The sequence below is a fragment of the Allobosea sp. R86505 genome (assembly GCF_042466375.1).
Lineage (GTDB): Bacteria > Pseudomonadota > Alphaproteobacteria > Rhizobiales > Beijerinckiaceae > Allobosea.
Window position 1 is genome coordinate 2,493,492 of the sequence record NZ_JAXHPY010000001.1, and the last position, 15,387, is coordinate 2,508,878.

Consider the following 15,387-nt stretch of genomic DNA (forward strand, 5'->3'; position numbering starts at 1 on the left):
TTTTCGCTCATGGATAGGCGCGCCGGCCCTGGATCGATTGCGGGGCAGGGTAGACTTGGGGCATGCCAGGCTGCAACAGCCGCCGGCAGAGAGCGCGGCACGATCCGGGGGAGAAACGCCATGGCGATGACGATGAATGGCGAGGTCACGTTGCCCGCCGGCAAGGACGTGGTCTGGGCCAAACTCAACGATCCCGAGGTGCTGAAGGCCTGCATTCCCGGCTGCGAGCAGCTCAACAAGGATGACGACACGCACTTCTCGGCGGTGGTGAAGGTCAAGCTCGGGCCGGTGAAGGCGAGCTTCAAGGGCAAGGTTGAGCTCGTCGATCTCGACCCGCCCAACGGCTACCGCATCCAGGGCGAGGGCGAGGGCGGCATCGCGGGCTTCGCCAAGGGTGGGGCGAAGGTCGCGCTGAGCGACGCCGAGGGCGGCCAGACCGTGCTGCGCTACGATGTCGAGGCGCAGGTCGGCGGCAAGCTGATGCAGCTCGGCTCGCGGCTGATCGATTCGGTCTCCAAGAAGCTCGCCGACGAGTTCTTCGCCAATTTCGCCAAGGCGGTCAGCGAGGGCTGAGCGCGCGTCGGCGCCCGCGCCGGCAAGGGCGGCTTGCGCTCAGGAGACCTTGCGCAGGTAGACGAGCGCGGCGCCGACGGTGGCCTCCGCCGCGCCGACCTGCATCGCGATGTCCGCCGCCGCGGCATTGGCCCGGTCCAGCGCGCGGGCGGTCTCGTCCAGGCTCCGGCTGACGGCGTTGGCCCGCTCGATGGCGTTGTCCGAACTCTGCGCCACGGCCGCGGCATCCTGTGCGATCGCAGCCGTGACCGCGCTCTGCTGCGAGACCGCTTCGGAAATCGCCTGCGAATCCAGCCTGATCTCGCCGATGGTCCCGGCGATCGAGAGCGCATGAGTGCTGCAGGCTTCGGCGCTCGCGGCCAGTTCGGCGATCTGGCCGGCGATGTCGCCGGTGGCGTTGGCCGTCTGCGTCGCCAGCGATTTCACCTCGGAGGCGACGACGGCGAAGCCGCGGCCGGCCTCGCCGGCGCGGGCCGCCTCGATGGTGGCGTTGAGGGCGAGCAGGTTCGTCTGCGCCGCGATGTCGGCGATCAGCCCGACCACGGTGCCGATGCTCGCGGTCACTTCCTGCAGCCGGGCCACCGCCGCGTTCATCTGCCCGGCATCGGAGACGGCGCGTTGGGCGACGACGAGGCTGGTATGGGCGCGCTGGCCGATCTCGGCGATATTGGCGGACATTTCCTCGGTCGCGGCGGCGGTCTGCAGCGATTTCTCGCGCACGAGGATCGAGGCGCCGGCGACGTCGCCCAGCACATCCTTGATGAAGCCGGTCGCGCGAGCGGTCTCGCTGGCGGTGGCGACGAACTGCTCGACGGCGCCGCCGATGCTGGCCTCGAGCCCGCCCATGCGGTGCCGCAGCGTCTCGGCGGCCTCGTCGAGGGCCACGGCCCGGAGGCTGGCCTCGCCGGCGCGGATCTCGTCGCCGATGGTGATGGCGGTGGTGATGTCGAAGACGAGCACGCGCTCGACCACGAACAGGTCCTGCGCGAACAGCCGCGACCTGAACAATTGGCGATATCGGTGCATCCGGCCGAGCTGCTGCAGCAGCGCCATGCCGATCGAGACCCGCGGCTTGGGGCCGATCCCGGCCTCGATCTCGAGGCGGCAGAGAGCCTCCGCCGAGGCGACATAGTCCTCGTCGAAACGTCCCTCGAAGAGCAGCCGCAGATGGTGCTTCTCTCGCTTGCGCAGTTGCGCATCGACGGGACCCAGCGTCTTCGCCACATCCGGGCGAATGACCAGAGCGCGGTCGAAATCCTGCTCGACGATTGGGCCCGCGAGCCTTTCCACGGCCGCCGTGTAGCGCGCGAGGCGCGCCCGCTCCGGCTTGCCATAGCCGATGGCGCGCAGGCGGCTGTGAATCTGATCGGCCGTGGAGAGCGGGGACGCTGTCGGCACCGGCGCGTTTCCTCTTGTTTTTTGAAACGCTAGTCGCCCATCATTAAAAAACGCGTAATTCGCACGGTCTGCCACCCGGCGGTGTGGTCGTGCGTGCTGCCGTTGCGTGAGCCGGCAAATCGGCGGGATTTCGATCCGAATCGCGGGCACCTGCGACGAGCGCTTCGGCTTGACCGCGCAAAAACCCGGGTCCACACTCGGTTTATAGCTGTTCCAAGGAAAAGCCCTCGCTGGTGCGGGGCGCTGCATTGCGGACAGCAACGGCTGACATCACCAGCCGGGCGCCAGACCCGGGCGAAGGAGGAAGACGATGGCGAGCGTATCCATGACGGTGAACGGGAAACCGGTCACCGGGACGATCGATCCGCGCACGCTGCTGGTGCAGTTTCTGCGCGAGAACCTGCGGCTGACCGGCACCCATGTCGGCTGCGACACCAGCCAGTGCGGCGCCTGCGTCGTCCATATCGACGGCAAGGCGGCCAAGGCCTGCACCGTGCTCGCCGTCTCGCTCGAGGGCGCCAGCATCACCACCATCGAGGGGCTGGCCGGCGAGGGCGGGCTGCACCCGATGCAGGAGGCCTTCCGCGAGCATCATGGCCTGCAATGCGGGTTCTGCACGCCGGGCATGATCATGTCCGCGGTCGACATCGTGAACCGCCGCGGCCACGAACTCGACGAGAAGACGATCCGCGAGGATCTCGACGGCAACATCTGCCGCTGCACGGGCTACCACAACATCGTCAAGGCCGTCGCGGCCGGCGCCGAGGCCATGGCCGGGCAGGGGATGGACAAGAAGGAGCCGCCGCGCCAGGCCGCCGAGTGAAGGATCACGCGTGAGAGGACGGGGCTCGCGCCATTCCGCGCGGGCCTTCATCTGAGATCGAGACGTGCCCGTCAGAGGCGCGCTGAGGAGGGACAACACCATGACGGCTACCGGAATCGGCGCCTCGGTGCGGCGCAAGGAAGACCACCGCTTCATCACCGGCCAGGGCCGCTATACCGACGACATCAACCGGCCGGGCCAGGCCCATGCCTATTTCCTGCGCTCCCCGCACGCCCATGCCACGATCAAGTCGGTCGACACGAAGGCGGCGGCCGCAATGCCGGGCGTGCTCGGCATCTTCACCGGGGACGATCTCGCCGCCGACAAGGTCGGCGGGCTGATCTGTGGCTGGATGATCCACAACAAGGACGGCTCGCCGATGCGCGCCGGCGCCCATCCCGCGCTCGCGCAGGGCAAGGTCCGCTATGTCGGCGACCATGTCTGCGTGATCGTTGCCGAGACGCTGGCTCAGGCGCGCGACGCCTCCGAGGCGATCCTGGTCGATTACGAGGTGCTTCCAGCCGTGGTCGACACCGCCAGCGCGGCGGGGGCGCAAACGGTCGTCCATGCGGAAGCACCCGACAACACCGTGTTCAACTGGCATCTCGGCAACAAGGACGAGACGGAGGCCGCCTTCCGCGCGGCCAAGCATGTCACGAAGCTCGACATCGTCAACAACCGGCTCGTGCCGAACCCGATGGAGCCGCGTGCGGCCGTCGGCGATTACGATGACGGAGAGGGCATCTTCACCCTCTACACCACCAGCCAGAACCCGCATGTGGCGCGGCTCGTGCTCTCGGCCTTCATCGGCATCGCGCCGGAGAACAAGCTGCGCGTCGTCGCTCCCGATGTCGGCGGCGGCTTCGGCTCGAAGATCTTCATCTATGCCGAGGAGACGGTCTGTGTCTGGGCGGCGAAGAAGGTCGGCCGGCCGGTGAAGTGGAACTCCGACCGCACGGAAGCCTTCCTCTCGGACGCGCATGGCCGCGACCACGTCACCCATGCCGAACTCGCCACCGATGCCGACGGGAAGATCACGGCGCTGCGGGTCAAGACCACGGCCAATCTCGGCGCCTATCTCTCGACCTTCTCCTCCTCGGTGCCGACCTATCTCTATGCGCCGCTGCTCTCGGGCTCCTACGACATCCCGGCGATCTATGCCGAGGTCGACGCCGTCTACACCAATACCGCACCCGTCGACGCCTATCGCGGGGCGGGGCGGCCGGAGGCGACCTTCGTGGTCGAGCGGCTGGTCGAGGTCGCGGCCCGCGAGCTCGGCAAGGACCCGGCGAAGTTCCGGATGCAGAACTACATCAAGAAGTTCCCGCACCAGACGCCGGTCATCATGATGTACGACGCCGGCAATTACGGCGCGGCGCTGAAGAAGGCGCTGGAGATCATCGACTACAAGGGCATCGGCAGGCGCAAGCGCGAATCCGCCCGCAACGGCAAGCTGCGCGGCATCGGCTTCTCCTCCTATATCGAGGCCTGCGGCATCGCGCCCTCGGCGGCGGTCGGTTCGCTCGGCGCCGGCGTTGGCCTGTGGGAATCGGCGGAGGTTCGGGTCAACCCCGTCGGCACCGTCGAGGTGCTGACCGGTTCGCACAGCCATGGCCAGGGTCATGAGACGACCTTCGCCCAGCTCGTCTCCGGCAAGCTCGGCATCCCGATCGAGAACGTCTCGATCATCCATGGCGACACCGACAAGGTGCAGATGGGCATGGGCACCTATGGCTCGCGCTCGGGTGCGGTCGGCATGTCCGCGATCTTCAAGGCGGTCGACAAGGTCATCGCCAAGGGCAAGAAGGTCGCGGCCTATGTGCTGGAGGCCGACGAGGCCGATATCGACTTCGCGGACGGGCATTTCTCGGTGAAGGGCACCGACCGCAAGCTCGATTTCGGCTCCTGCGCGCTGCAGGCCTATATCGCCCACAAGTTCAACGGGCAGGATCTCGAGCCCGGGCTGAAGGAGGGGGCGTTCTACGACCCGACCAACTTCACCTTCCCGGCGGGCGTCCATATCTGCGAGGTCGAGATCGACCCGCAGACCGGCGTCACGAAGATCGAGCGCTGGGCGGCGGTGGATGATTTCGGCAACGTCATCAACCCGATGATCGTCGAGGGCCAGGTCCATGGCGGCATCGCCCAGGGCGTCGGCCAGGCGCTGCTCGAAGGCGCGAAATACAACAGCGACGGCCAGCTCGTGACCGCGAGCTTCATGGACTACTGCATGCCGCGCGCCGACGATCTGCCCTCCTTCGAGGTCGGCATGACAGTGACGGCCTGCCCGTCCAACCCGCTGGGAATCAAGGGCTGCGGCGAGGCCGGCGCCATCGCCGCTCCGCCCGCCGTCATCAACGCCATCACCGACGCGCTCGGCCATGAGGACATCGCCATGCCGGCGACGCCCCAGGCGGTCTGGCGCGCGGCGCAAAAGAGCATCACGCGCATGGCAGCCGAGTAACCGATCTTCGTCGTCCCGGTCCTCCGCAGCAATGCGGCCGGGACGACGCCCGCGGATTTCAGCAAGGGATCATACCCATGTACGCCTTCACCTATCACCGCCCCGGCTCGGCCCGTCAGGCCGCCGGCCTGCTCGCCAAGAAGGAGGACGCCAAGATCCTCGCCGGCGGGCATACGCTGCTGCCGACGATGAAGCAGCGGCTGGCCTCACCCGCCGCGCTCGTCGATCTCGGCGGCTGCGGCGACCTCAAGGGCATCGTCCGCAAGGGCCGCACGCTCCATGTCGGCGCGATGTCGACCCATGCCGAGGTCGCGGCTTCTGCCATCGTGCAGGAGGCGATCCCGGGGCTGGCCTATCTCGCCTCGCATATCGGTGATCCGCATGTGCGCCATCGCGGCACGATCGGCGGCTCCGTCGCCAACAATGATCCCGCCGCCGATTACCCGGCCGCCTGCCTGGCGCTGGGCGCGACGATCGTGACCAACAAGCGCAAGATCGAGGCCGACGACTTCTTCACCGGCCTCTACGAGACGGCGCTGGAAGAGGGCGAGATCATCACCAAGGTGGTGTTCCCGGTCGTCTCCAAGGCGGGCTACGCCAAGTTCCGCAACCCGGCCTCGCGCTATGCGCTGGTCGGCGTCTTCGTCGCCAAGCGCGGCAGCGAGATCCGCGTCGCGGTGACGGGCGCTGGCGAGGGGGGCGTCTTTCGCTGGCCGGAGGCGGAAGCGGTGCTCGGGGCCCGCTTCGCGCCGAAGTCCCTCGACGGGCTGAAGGCCTCCGCCGAGGGCATCAATGCCGACATGCATGCTGACGCCGATTATCGCGCCCATCTGATCGGGGTGATGGCGAAGCAGGCGGTCGCGCAGGCGACGGGCAAGTGAGAGCGGTTCAGTAGAAGAACCGCTCCTCGACGATCAGCCCGTCGCGCATCGTATAGAGACCGGCCTCGTCCATCCGGACGCGCTCGCCGGTCTCCTTCACCGTCACGTCGATGGAAAAGCGCATGACGAACTGGTCGCCGTTGCGATAGGGGCCGAAGGCCTCGGCCGCATGGACTTCGTGAGCGGAATACCACCAGTCGCTCTTGGCCTTGACGGCAGCGCGGCCCTCGACCCGCGCCATGGGGCCGTCCATCGCCTCGATGCTGACGATGTCGGCGGCGTTGAAACGCTCGGCGGCGGCCTCATGCTCGCCGCGCTTGAGCAGGTCGGCGAAGGCGGTGATGGCTTCTGCGTTCGTCATCGATCGTCTCCCTGTCGGGTTTGGGGTATAGGGTCGGTCCACAATGGATCGGCCGCCACGGCGCGGTGATGACAGAGATGCGCGCCAGGATTTGACATGAACGATCGCCGGACTGCCTCGCTCCCGACCTCCATCGACGAGACCCTCGCGCTGCTGCAGGGCGGCGGCTATGTCGCCGACCGGGCGCTGGCGACCGTGCTGTTCCTGGCGCTGCGGATGAAGCGCCCGCTGCTGCTGGAGGGCGAAGCCGGCACCGGCAAGACCGAGATCGCCAAGGTTCTCTCGGCCGCGCTCGGGCGCAAGCTGATCCGGCTGCAATGCTATGAGGGGCTTGATCTGGCGTCAGCCGTCTATGAGTGGAACTATGCCGGCCAGATGATGGCGATCCGGCTCGCGGAAGCCGGCGGCGCGAGTGGCGACCGCGAGCGGCTTGAAGGCGACATCTTCTCGGAGCGTTACCTGATCAAGCGGCCGCTGCTGCAGGCGCTGGAGCCGCAAGAGGGCGGCGCGCCGATCCTGCTGATCGACGAATTGGATCGCACCGACGAGGCCTTCGAGGCCTTCCTGCTCGAGGTGCTCGCGGATTCGCAGGTGACGATTCCCGAGCTCGGGACCGTGAAGGCGGCCGAGCCGCCGATCGTGATCCTGACGTCCAACCGCACGCGCGAGATCCATGACGCGCTCAAGCGCCGCTGTCTCTACCACTGGGTCGGCTATCCCGACGCCGCCCGCGAACTCGCCATCCTCAAGGCGCGCGCGCCCCAGGCCCCGGCGAAGCTCGCCAAGCAGGTGGTGAGCTTCGTGCAGGCGATCCGCAAGGAGGAGTTGTTCAAGGCGCCCGGCGTCGCCGAGACGCTGGATTGGGCGACCGCGCTCGTCGAACTCGATGCGGTGGCGCTCGACCCGGCTCTGGTGTCCGACACGCTCGGGGCCCTGCTCAAATATCAGGACGACATCCAGGCGATGCAGGGCTCTAAGGTCAAGGAGCTGCTGGACCAGGCCAAGAGCGAGGCCCGCGGCTGAGCGCCTTGCGCCTGCGGCAGATCAAGGATCGCGCAAGGCGGCGCGACTAGACAACGAGTGTCCCATACGGCAGCCGGAGGAGCGACCATGTACAATGATCTCAGGGCGATCGAAGCCGTCACCTGGACCTATCTGAACGGTCTCTACGAGGGCGACGTCGCCAAGCTGGAGCATGCCTTCCACCCGACCTCGGCGCTGACCACGGCGCAGGAGGACGGCACGATCAAGATCGTGCCGCGCGACGAGTGGCTGAAGGCCGTGCGCGAGCGGCCCTCGCCCAAGGCGGCCGGCATGGTGCGCGGTGACCATATCCTGACAATCGACCTCGTCGGGCCGACGCTGGCGCTGGTGAAGGTGAAATGCCAGATGCCGCCGCGCTATTTCACCGACCTGCTCTCCTTCCTGAAGGTCGATAGCAAGTGGCAGATCGTCCAGAAGGTGTTCATGACCGAGATGGGGCCTTGAGGGTCATCCCGGCCCTCATCCTGAGGAGCCGCGGCACGCGGCGTCTCGAAGGATGCTCCAGATGGTTCGCGAGCCTCCTGAACCATCCTTCGAGACGCGGGCTTTCGCCCGCTCCTCAGAATGAGGTCTGGAGGGAGGTAACGCGCCAGCCATGACCGGCAAACTCCCGGAAAACGTCGCCTATTTCGCCCGCGCGCTGCGGATTGCGGGGTTGCGTGTGGGGCCCGGCGCGGTGGTGGAGGCGGTCGAGGCCCTGGGCGCGGGGGCGCTGGGCGGGCGCGAGGACGTCTACTGGGCGCTGCATGCGATCTTCGTGAAGCGTCACGAGGACAGCGCCGTCTACGACCAGGCCTTCCGGCTGTTCTGGCGGCGGCGCAACCTGATCGAGAAGATCATGGCGCAGATGTCGCCGGTCTCGCCCGGTGCCGACTCGGCGCCGCAGAAGGAGGAGGCGGGCGCGCTGCGTGCGGCCGAGGCCTTCGCCCCGCCCAAGCGCGAGGAGGAGGAGGCACCGGTTGAGCTGACCGAGTTGACGGCGCGGCTGACGGTCTCCGACCGCGAGACGCTGAAATCGCGCGACTTCGCCCAGATGAGCGCGGCCGAGATCGCCCGCGCCAAGAAGCTGATCGCCGATCTGCGGCTGCCGGATGATCTCGTCGCGACGCGGCGGTTCGAGCCGGCGGCGCGAGGGGCGCGGATCGACCCGCGCCGGACCTTCCGGCGCTCGCTGCGCGGCGGCGGTGGCAGCATCGAGCTCGCCTTCCGGGAGCGGGCGCAGGTGCATCCGCCGATCGTGGCGCTGGTCGACATCTCCGGTTCGATGGCGGAGTACTCGCGCATCTTCCTGCATTTCCTGCATGCGGTGACGGAGAAGCGACGGCGCGTGCATTCCTTCGTCTTCGGCACGCGGCTGACCAACATCACCCGCTCGCTGCGCGCCCGCGACCCCGACGAGGCGCTGGCGCTGGCGGGGAAGGCCGCGCCGGACTGGGAGGGCGGCACGCGCATCTCGACGGCGCTGCACGCCTTCAACCGGGTCTGGTCGCGCCGCGTGCTCGGGGGCGGGGCGATCGTCCTGCTCTTCACCGACGGGCTGGAGCGCCATCTCGACGGCGAACTGCCCTTCGAGATGGACCGGCTGCACCGCTCCTGCCGGCAACTGGTCTGGCTCAACCCGCTCCTGCGCTTCGACGGGTTCGAGGCGCGCGCCAGCGGCATCCGGGCGATGCTGCCGCATGTCGATTCCTTCCGGCCGATCCACAATCTCGCGGCCATGGCCGATCTCTGCGCAGCCTTGTCACCGGAGGCGGACCGGGCGAGCGATCCGCGGTTGTGGCTGAAGAAGGCAGGGTAAGGGCTTTTCCGATTCAGCTGGACGCGCGAGAGCCGCCACGAAAACCCCTCCCCCTTGTGGGGAGGGGCAGGGGTGGGGGTCTTGCCGCTTGGCGAGCGGGGGATGGAAAAGCCGACCCGGCAGTCGCGATAGGGCCCTGTGTTTCAGGGATCGCCCTGGCTTTTCGACCCCCACCCCTTCCCCTCCCCACAAGGGGGAGGGGTATCGGTCGCGGTTGCCGGGTCCGATGATCGATGTTCGGCCTGACTGCGAATTGCTTTGGATTCCCCCTCTGCACGCGCGAAGCGCCCGTGCTTCAGGAAATGCCGGACCTGCGCGATCGCCTCGGGGTTGTTCATGATCAGCGTATGGGTGCCGTGGATGACGATGTGGTCGGCCATGCCGGCGACGCGGGTGCGTTCGACCGAGACCCGCCCGTCATTGGCGCCGGGCAGCAGCAGCCAGCCCACCGGATCGAGCGAGCGGTCGCCGGCGATGACGCCGAGCGGATAATCGACGCGGCCCAGGACCTCGCAGAGCGCCTCCGACCGCTTCGTCACCAGCTCCGCGCCGGCCGGGCCGAAGAAGGCGCGATAGAGCAGGTTGCCGCCGAGCAGATCGGCGATCTCGCTGCCCTCATTGGGCGGGGCCAGCATCACGACATGGCCGAGCCGCTGCGGGCGATGGCGGGCGATGAAGGCACGGGCGACGAGGCCACCCATCGAATGGGTGACGAAATGGAGCCGGCCGGGGCAGCTCTCCGCGAAGCGCGCAATCTCCGCCTGGATGGCCTCGACGATGTCGGCGATACAGCGGCTGCGGGCCGGATAGTCGAGGTTGAGCGTCGCATAGCCGTCGGCGCGAAGCGTCTTTTCGAGAACCGCCAGAGAGCTGGCGCTGCGCGCGATGCCGTGCAGAAAGATGATGCCGTCCATGCCGTTTGTCTGTCCCCCTGTCTGAGGGATAGCGGGAGCGCGTGGCGCGGTTGAGACGGCCCGGGTGCCATGCGCGGCGCAGGCTCGCAAGCGGCGGCGGCCATGCTTAAGTTGACGCGCCTGCGGCGGCCGCTTCGGCTAGGATGAGACAGGGCGCGGTCCGGCTGTTCACCGCCATGTCCGAATGGGGATCAAGAACCATGATCAGCACCGACACCGACATCCTCGCCACTGCCGAGGCCTGGGCGCGCGACGGCCGCTCCGTCGCGCTCGCCACCGTGATCGAGACCTGGGGCTCGGCGCCGCGGCCGGTCGGCTCGCATCTCGTCATCGACGGGGAGGGCAATTTCCTCGGCTCGGTCTCCGGCGGCTGCGTCGAGGGAGCCGTGGTCGATGAGGCGGTCGACGTCATCGCGCAGGGCCAGCCGCGCACGCTGGAATTCGGTGTCGCCGACGAGACGGCCTGGAAGGTCGGGCTTTCCTGTGGCGGGCGCATCCGGGTCTATGTCGAAAAGGTGAACTGATGGCCTCCTGGGATACGCTGCTGGCCTTCGCGACGCTGACAATCCTCGTCGCCTATTTCCCCGGACCGGCGCTGCTCTACACGGCGGCGCAGACGATCTCGCATGGCCGCAAGGCCGGCTTCATGGCGATGCTGGGCATCCATCTCGGCTGCTACCTGCATGTCTTCGCCGCCGCCTTCGGCCTCTCGGCCGTGTTCAAGCACGTGCCGGAGCTCTATTTCGCGGTGAAGATGGCCGGCGCCTTCTATCTCGTCTGGCTCGGCATCGGCATGATCCGCTCACGGCTTGCGGCCGCCGACGCGCCCGTCGTCCCGCCCAAGACGGTCAAGCGCGCCCTGATCGATTCGCTGATCGTCGAGGTGCTGAACCCCAAGGTCGCGCTGTTCTTCATCGCGCTCCTGCCGCAATTCGTCGATCCCGCCGCATCCTTCCCGGTCTGGGTGCAGTTCCTGATCCTGGGCACCATCGTCAATTTCGCCTTCTCCTCGGCCGATTTCGTCACCGTGCTGGGCGCGTCCGCCGTCGTCAGGCGAATGAAGCAGACCAAGGCCGGTTTCGCCTTTGGCCGCTGGATCGGCGGTTCGCTGATGATCGGGCTCGGCGTGAAGCTCGCGACGGACAAGGGCTGAGGCGATGGATCTGGCGACCCTTTCGACGCTGAACGCCGAGCGCGCGGCGCGGCGCGCGACCATCCTGGTTACCGATGTCGCCACCGGGGCTCAGCGGCTGGTCAAGGCTGCCGACATCTCCGGCGATCGGCTTGCAGAGGCCCTCGACAAGCAACTGCGCATGGCCAAGAGCGCCATGATCGAGGCGGAGGGGAGGTCGTTCTTCCTCACCGTGCAGGCGCCGCCTCCGCGCGTCATCGTCACCGGCGCGGTCCACATTTCGCAGGCGATGGCGCCGATGGCGCAGCTGCTCGATCTCGACCTCGTCATCGTCGATCCGCGCACGGCCTTCGCCACGCCGGAGCGCTTCCCCGGCGTGCGGCTGCTGACCGACTGGCCGGATGAGGCACTGGCGAGCTTGGGGCTAGACGGCTACACCGCCTTCGTCGCGCTGACGCATGATCCCAAGATCGACGACCCGGCGCTGGAGGCGGCGCTGCGCTCGGACTGCTTCTATATCGGCGCGCTCGGAAGCCGGAAGACGCATGGGCGCCGGCTCGAACGCCTCGCGGCGGCGGGTTTCGACGCGGCCGCAACGCAGCGCATCCATGCGCCGATCGGGCTCGACATCGGGGCCGTCTCGCCGGCCGAGATCGCGCTCGCCATCCTCGGCGAGATTGTTTCGACGCTGCGCGGACCGCGCCGGGCGTCGGCATGAAGTTCGGCCCCGTTCGCGTCACTGATGCGGAAGGCTGCATCGCTGCCCACACGGTGCGCGCGGGCGGCCTCGTCGTGAGGAAGGGGGCGACGCTGACGGCTGAGGATGTCGCCCGGCTTGCCGAGGCGGGGCTCGGCGAGCTCGTCGCGGTGCGGCTTGAGGCCGGCGACATCGGCGAGAACGAGGCCGCGACGCGGCTGGCGACCGCACTCGCCGGACGCGGCATCGTGACCGAGGCCGCCTTTACCGGCCGGGTCAACCTCTTCGCCGCGGCGGCGGGCGTGCTCACCATCGATACCGCTGCGATCGACGGGCTCAACCGGATCGACGAGGCCATCACGCTGGCGACGCTCCCCGCGATGAAGGCGGTCGTCGCGGGCGAGATGGTCGGAACGGTCAAGATCATTCCCTATGGCCTGCCCGCCGTGCAGGTCGAGCAGGCGCTCGCCGCGCTGGAGGGTCTGAAGCCACTGGCGGTCGCGCCCTACAAGAAGCTGCGCGTGGCGGTGATCTCGACGCTGCTGCCGGGGCTGAAGCCCTCCGTCGTCGACAAGACGCTGCGGGTGATGGCCGAGCGGCTCGCCCCCGCGCAGGCGACGATCGCAGCCGACCGGCGCGTGCCGCATCTGGAGGCGCCGCTGGCGCAGGAGATCGCGGCGCAGGCGCAAGACTCGGACCTCGTCGTCGTGTTTGGGGCGTCCGCGATCACCGACCGGCGCGACGTGATTCCGCAGGCCCTGCTGGCGGCGGGGGGCCGGATCGAGCATTTGGGCATGCCGGTCGATCCCGGTAATCTGCTGCTGATCGGCGAGATCGGCGGCAAGCCGGTGATCGGCGCGCCGGGCTGTGCGCGCTCGCCGAAGGAGAACGGCTTCGACTGGGTGCTGCAGCGCTGCCTCGCCGGCATCCCCGTCGGCCGCGCCGACATCCAGCGCATGGGGGTTGGTGGCCTCCTGATGGAGATCGTCTCGCGGCCGCAGCCGCGGGCGCCGGCCCTGCTGGAGGCCGCGCCGGTCGCCGGACTGGTGCTGGCCGCGGGCCGTTCGACGCGGATGGGCGCGCGCAACAAGCTGCTGGAGCCGGTGCGCGGCCAGCCGATGCTGCGCCACGCCGTCGAGGCGCAGCTCCTTTCGGTCGCCAGCCCGGTGATCGTCGTCACCGGGCATCAGCGGGAGGAGGTCGCGGCCGCGCTCGCCGGGCTCGATGTCACGCTCGTCCACAATCCCGATTTCGCCAGCGGGCTCTCCAGCTCCGTCCGCGTCGGTCTCGCTGCGCTGCCGGAGGCGGCGGCGGGCGTCGTGGTCTCGCTCGGCGACATGCCCAACGTGACACCGCAGGTGATCGACCGGCTGGCGCAGGTTTTCGCCGAACAAGGCGAGGCGAAGGCCGTGGTGCCGACGCTACTCGGCCAGCGCGGCAACCCGGTGCTGCTGGCGCGTGCCTTGTTTGCGGAGGTGGCACAGCTCACCGGCGACCAGGGAGCGCGTCGCCTGCTCGACGCGGCGGGTGAGCAGATCGTCGAGGTGCCGCTGGACGACCCCGCTATCGCGCTCGACATCGACACGCCCGAGGCGCTGGCGGCGATCGGGCAGTGACAGCTTGAATTGGACCAATAGATGGTCTAATTTGTAGCGGATGCTTCAGGGAGGTCGGGTCATGTCCACCAATGTCGCGGTGAGCGAAGCGAAGGGGCAACTGACCGAACTGGTCAGGCGGGCCGAGGCGGGCGAGGATGTGGTTCTGACCCGCCACGGGCAGCCCGCGGTCAGGCTTGTCGCCATTCGCCAAACTCTGGCGCCGGCGCAGCGAAGGCGGATCATCGAGGAAGCGCGAGCGATGGCGAGCCGGACGGCACTGCCCGGTCCCGACGCTGCCCGCAGCCAGGACTTCCTCTATGGCGAGGATGGGCTGCCGCATTGATCGTCATCGACACCTCAGCCTTGCTCGCGATCCTGTTGGGGGAGGCGGCTTCCGATCGCTGCCAGGAGTGCCTCGAAACCGGTGGCCGCGTTCTCATTTCCGCCGGGACGCTGTCAGAAGCCTTGCTGGTTGCCCAGCATCGCGGTCTTGGCGAGGCCATGGATCACCTGCTGACGGAGCTTGATCTCGAGGTCATCCCGGTCGACGCGGCCGAGGCCAGACGCGTCGCCCAAGCCCATGCGCGATGGGGAAGAGACCGTGATGCCGCCAATCTGAACTTTGGGGACTGTTTCGCCTACGCCGTTGCCAAGCGCTATGATTGTCCGCTGCTGTTTGTCGGAAATGACTTCAGCCGCACCGACATCGCGCCAGCCATCGCGTCCTGACGCGGCTGCGGCCTCCGCTCCCGTCGGCAGCGCTCGGAGCAGTATTTCACCTCGTCCCAGACCCGCGCCCATTTCTTGCGCCAGGCAAAGGGGCGGCCGCAGCCCTGACAGGGCTTTTGGGGCAGGTCGCCCTTGCGGATCGGCTTGGGCATGTGGGGATGCTCCGGCTGCGCTGGTCCAGAGGGGACTGTGCGGACGTATACGGTCGACAGGCTTTTCTGGAGCAGCGGCATGAGCGACACGATCCTGATCTATGGCGGCAGCGGCGGCATCGGCTCCGCCGTGGCGCGCGCTATCCGGGCCAAGGGGCTCGGCGTGCATCTGGTCGGGCGCGATGCCGCCCGGCTCGAGGCGCTGGCCGGGGAACTCGGCGGGGGCTTCACCGCGGGCGATGTCGGTGAACCCGAGACCTTTGCCCGGGCCACTCAGGAAGCCTCCGGCGGCGGCGCGCTGAAGGGGCTGGTCTATGCCGTCGGCACCATCAACCTGAAGCCGGTCGCGCGCCTGACCGAAGCCGATTTCCTCAAGGATTTCAGTGTCAACGCGCTCGGCGCTGTGAAAGCGATTCAGGCGGCGCTGCCGCATCTGAAGCAGGCGGAGGGGACGGCCGGCATCGTGCTGTTCTCGACGGTGGCGGTCGCGCAGGGCTTCGCGGCCCATGCCTCGGTCGCGATGGCGAAGGGTGCGATCGAGGGGCTGACGCTGGCGCTCGCGGCCGAACTCGCGCCGCGCATCCGGGTGAACTGCATCGCGCCCTCGCTGACCCGCACGCCGCTCGCCGCCGCGCTCACCGGCAACGAGGCGATGGCGAAGGCGATCGCCGATCTGCACCCGCTGCAGCGCCTGGGCGAGCCGGCGGATATCGCGCCGCTCGCCGCGCTGCTCGTGAGCGACGAGGCCTCCTGGATCACCGGCCAGATCGTCGGGGTCGATGGCGGGCGCTCGTCGCTGCGCACAAAGGGGTAGGGCGGGCGC

The 15,387-nt window shown here is 68.4% G+C and carries 17 protein-coding genes and 1 pseudogene; 14 read left to right on the top strand and 4 right to left on the bottom strand.

Features of this window, described 5'->3' with window-relative positions; translation table 11 throughout:
* The first annotated feature begins 120 nt into the window (after positions 1 to 120).
* Entirely contained in the window at positions 121 to 573 is a 453-nt protein-coding gene (locus SJY11_RS12030) for a CoxG family protein (RefSeq protein ID WP_376986852.1), read from the top strand.
* Between the two features lie 39 nt (positions 574 to 612).
* Here SJY11_RS12030 and SJY11_RS12035 read toward each other — a convergent pair whose 3' ends face one another.
* The gene (locus SJY11_RS12035; RefSeq protein ID WP_376986854.1) at positions 613 to 1,971 is read right to left on the bottom strand and encodes a methyl-accepting chemotaxis protein; all 1,359 of its coding nucleotides are present in this window, start codon (positions 1,969 to 1,971) and stop codon (positions 613 to 615) included.
* A 310-nt stretch (positions 1,972 to 2,281) separates the two neighbouring features.
* On the opposite strand from SJY11_RS12035, the gene SJY11_RS12040 reads away from it, so the two are divergent.
* The 3 genes from SJY11_RS12040 (at position 2,282) to SJY11_RS12050 (ending at position 6,139) form a co-directional block, all read left to right on the top strand.
* A complete protein-coding gene (locus SJY11_RS12040; protein ID WP_376986855.1) occupies positions 2,282 to 2,794 on the top strand; it encodes a (2Fe-2S)-binding protein in 513 nt (170 codons plus the stop codon).
* 100 nt (positions 2,795 to 2,894) lie between these two features.
* Complete coding sequence (locus tag SJY11_RS12045; protein ID WP_376986856.1) at positions 2,895 to 5,258, top strand: xanthine dehydrogenase family protein molybdopterin-binding subunit; 2,364 nt, start codon at positions 2,895 to 2,897, stop codon at positions 5,256 to 5,258.
* Positions 5,259 to 5,335: 77 nt separating this feature from the next.
* Complete coding sequence (locus SJY11_RS12050) at positions 5,336 to 6,139, top strand: FAD binding domain-containing protein (RefSeq protein ID WP_376986858.1); 804 nt, start codon at positions 5,336 to 5,338, stop codon at positions 6,137 to 6,139.
* Between the two features lie 7 nt (positions 6,140 to 6,146).
* Here SJY11_RS12050 and SJY11_RS12055 read toward each other — a convergent pair whose 3' ends face one another.
* Positions 6,147 to 6,500: a SnoaL-like domain-containing protein gene (locus tag SJY11_RS12055; protein WP_376986860.1), complete on the bottom strand. Its 354-nt coding sequence runs from the start codon at positions 6,498 to 6,500 to the stop codon at positions 6,147 to 6,149.
* 96 nt (positions 6,501 to 6,596) lie between these two features.
* Between SJY11_RS12055 and SJY11_RS12060 the strand changes: the two genes are divergently transcribed.
* The 3 genes from SJY11_RS12060 (at position 6,597) to SJY11_RS12070 (ending at position 9,342) form a co-directional block, all read left to right on the top strand.
* On the top strand, positions 6,597 to 7,523 hold the full coding sequence (locus tag SJY11_RS12060) for an AAA family ATPase (protein WP_376986861.1): 927 nt from the start codon (positions 6,597 to 6,599) through the stop codon (positions 7,521 to 7,523).
* A gap of 87 nt (positions 7,524 to 7,610) precedes the next feature.
* Positions 7,611 to 7,988 (top strand): nuclear transport factor 2 family protein, encoded by a 378-nt coding sequence (locus tag SJY11_RS12065; protein ID WP_066735249.1) that lies wholly within the window; start codon positions 7,611 to 7,613, stop codon positions 7,986 to 7,988.
* Positions 7,989 to 8,139: 151 nt separating this feature from the next.
* Positions 8,140 to 9,342, top strand: coding sequence for a vWA domain-containing protein (locus SJY11_RS12070; RefSeq protein ID WP_376986862.1), 1,203 nt, complete (start codon positions 8,140 to 8,142; stop codon positions 9,340 to 9,342).
* 143 nt (positions 9,343 to 9,485) lie between these two features.
* Here SJY11_RS12070 and SJY11_RS12075 read toward each other — a convergent pair whose 3' ends face one another.
* On the bottom strand, positions 9,486 to 10,256 hold the full coding sequence (locus tag SJY11_RS12075) for an esterase/lipase family protein (RefSeq protein WP_376986863.1): 771 nt from the start codon (positions 10,254 to 10,256) through the stop codon (positions 9,486 to 9,488).
* 200 nt (positions 10,257 to 10,456) lie between these two features.
* On the opposite strand from SJY11_RS12075, the gene SJY11_RS12080 reads away from it, so the two are divergent.
* The 6 genes from SJY11_RS12080 (at position 10,457) to SJY11_RS12105 (ending at position 14,412) form a co-directional block, all read left to right on the top strand.
* The gene (locus SJY11_RS12080; protein ID WP_376986865.1) at positions 10,457 to 10,780 is read left to right on the top strand and encodes an XdhC family protein; all 324 of its coding nucleotides are present in this window, start codon (positions 10,457 to 10,459) and stop codon (positions 10,778 to 10,780) included.
* Entirely contained in the window at positions 10,780 to 11,409 is a 630-nt protein-coding gene (locus SJY11_RS12085) for a LysE family translocator (RefSeq protein WP_376986867.1), read from the top strand. The genes SJY11_RS12080 and SJY11_RS12085 overlap by 1 nt, the downstream gene beginning before the upstream one ends.
* A gap of 4 nt (positions 11,410 to 11,413) precedes the next feature.
* The gene (locus tag SJY11_RS12090) at positions 11,414 to 12,106 is read left to right on the top strand and encodes an XdhC family protein (RefSeq protein WP_376986869.1); all 693 of its coding nucleotides are present in this window, start codon (positions 11,414 to 11,416) and stop codon (positions 12,104 to 12,106) included.
* Entirely contained in the window at positions 12,103 to 13,701 is a 1,599-nt protein-coding gene (locus SJY11_RS12095; RefSeq protein WP_376986870.1) for an NTP transferase domain-containing protein, read from the top strand. The genes SJY11_RS12090 and SJY11_RS12095 overlap by 4 nt, the downstream gene beginning before the upstream one ends.
* Positions 13,702 to 13,762: 61 nt before the next feature.
* Positions 13,763 to 14,026 carry a type II toxin-antitoxin system Phd/YefM family antitoxin gene (locus tag SJY11_RS12100; RefSeq protein ID WP_376986872.1) on the top strand — a complete coding sequence of 88 codons (264 nt, stop codon included), beginning with the start codon at positions 13,763 to 13,765 and terminating at the stop codon, positions 14,024 to 14,026.
* The gene (locus tag SJY11_RS12105) at positions 14,023 to 14,412 is read left to right on the top strand and encodes a type II toxin-antitoxin system VapC family toxin (protein ID WP_376986873.1); all 390 of its coding nucleotides are present in this window, start codon (positions 14,023 to 14,025) and stop codon (positions 14,410 to 14,412) included. The genes SJY11_RS12100 and SJY11_RS12105 overlap by 4 nt, the downstream gene beginning before the upstream one ends.
* 11 nt (positions 14,413 to 14,423) lie before the next feature.
* On the opposite strand, the pseudogene SJY11_RS12110 reads toward SJY11_RS12105, so the two are convergent.
* Positions 14,424 to 14,564, bottom strand: a pseudogene (locus tag SJY11_RS12110) (DUF2256 domain-containing protein); the annotation flags it as partial.
* Between the two features lie 79 nt (positions 14,565 to 14,643).
* Here SJY11_RS12110 and SJY11_RS12115 point away from each other — a divergent pair.
* Positions 14,644 to 15,378, top strand: a complete 735-nt coding sequence (locus tag SJY11_RS12115; RefSeq protein ID WP_376986875.1) for an SDR family NAD(P)-dependent oxidoreductase — start codon at positions 14,644 to 14,646, stop codon at positions 15,376 to 15,378.
* The last annotated feature ends 9 nt before the right edge of the window (positions 15,379 to 15,387 follow it).

What these genes read in the sequence shown, in the direction of transcription:
- SJY11_RS12030 (WP_376986852.1), top strand. Translation starts at nt 121, where the DNA reads ATGGCGATGACGATGAATGGCGAGGTCACGTTGCCCGCCGGCAAGGAC.
- SJY11_RS12040 (WP_376986855.1), top strand. Translation starts at nt 2,282, where the DNA reads ATGGCGAGCGTATCCATGACGGTGAACGGGAAACCGGTCACCGGGACG.
- SJY11_RS12045 (WP_376986856.1), top strand. Translation starts at nt 2,895, where the DNA reads ATGACGGCTACCGGAATCGGCGCCTCGGTGCGGCGCAAGGAAGACCAC.
- SJY11_RS12050 (WP_376986858.1), top strand. Translation starts at nt 5,336, where the DNA reads ATGTACGCCTTCACCTATCACCGCCCCGGCTCGGCCCGTCAGGCCGCC.
- SJY11_RS12055 (WP_376986860.1), bottom strand. Translation starts at nt 6,500, where the DNA reads ATGACGAACGCAGAAGCCATCACCGCCTTCGCCGACCTGCTCAAGCGC.
- SJY11_RS12060 (WP_376986861.1), top strand. Translation starts at nt 6,597, where the DNA reads ATGAACGATCGCCGGACTGCCTCGCTCCCGACCTCCATCGACGAGACC.
- SJY11_RS12065 (WP_066735249.1), top strand. Translation starts at nt 7,611, where the DNA reads ATGTACAATGATCTCAGGGCGATCGAAGCCGTCACCTGGACCTATCTG.
- SJY11_RS12070 (WP_376986862.1), top strand. Translation starts at nt 8,140, where the DNA reads ATGACCGGCAAACTCCCGGAAAACGTCGCCTATTTCGCCCGCGCGCTG.
- SJY11_RS12075 (WP_376986863.1), bottom strand. Translation starts at nt 10,256, where the DNA reads ATGGACGGCATCATCTTTCTGCACGGCATCGCGCGCAGCGCCAGCTCT.
- SJY11_RS12080 (WP_376986865.1), top strand. Translation starts at nt 10,457, where the DNA reads ATGATCAGCACCGACACCGACATCCTCGCCACTGCCGAGGCCTGGGCG.
- SJY11_RS12085 (WP_376986867.1), top strand. Translation starts at nt 10,780, where the DNA reads ATGGCCTCCTGGGATACGCTGCTGGCCTTCGCGACGCTGACAATCCTC.
- SJY11_RS12090 (WP_376986869.1), top strand. Translation starts at nt 11,414, where the DNA reads ATGGATCTGGCGACCCTTTCGACGCTGAACGCCGAGCGCGCGGCGCGG.
- SJY11_RS12095 (WP_376986870.1), top strand. Translation starts at nt 12,103, where the DNA reads ATGAAGTTCGGCCCCGTTCGCGTCACTGATGCGGAAGGCTGCATCGCT.
- SJY11_RS12100 (WP_376986872.1), top strand. Translation starts at nt 13,763, where the DNA reads ATGTCCACCAATGTCGCGGTGAGCGAAGCGAAGGGGCAACTGACCGAA.
- SJY11_RS12115 (WP_376986875.1), top strand. Translation starts at nt 14,644, where the DNA reads ATGAGCGACACGATCCTGATCTATGGCGGCAGCGGCGGCATCGGCTCC.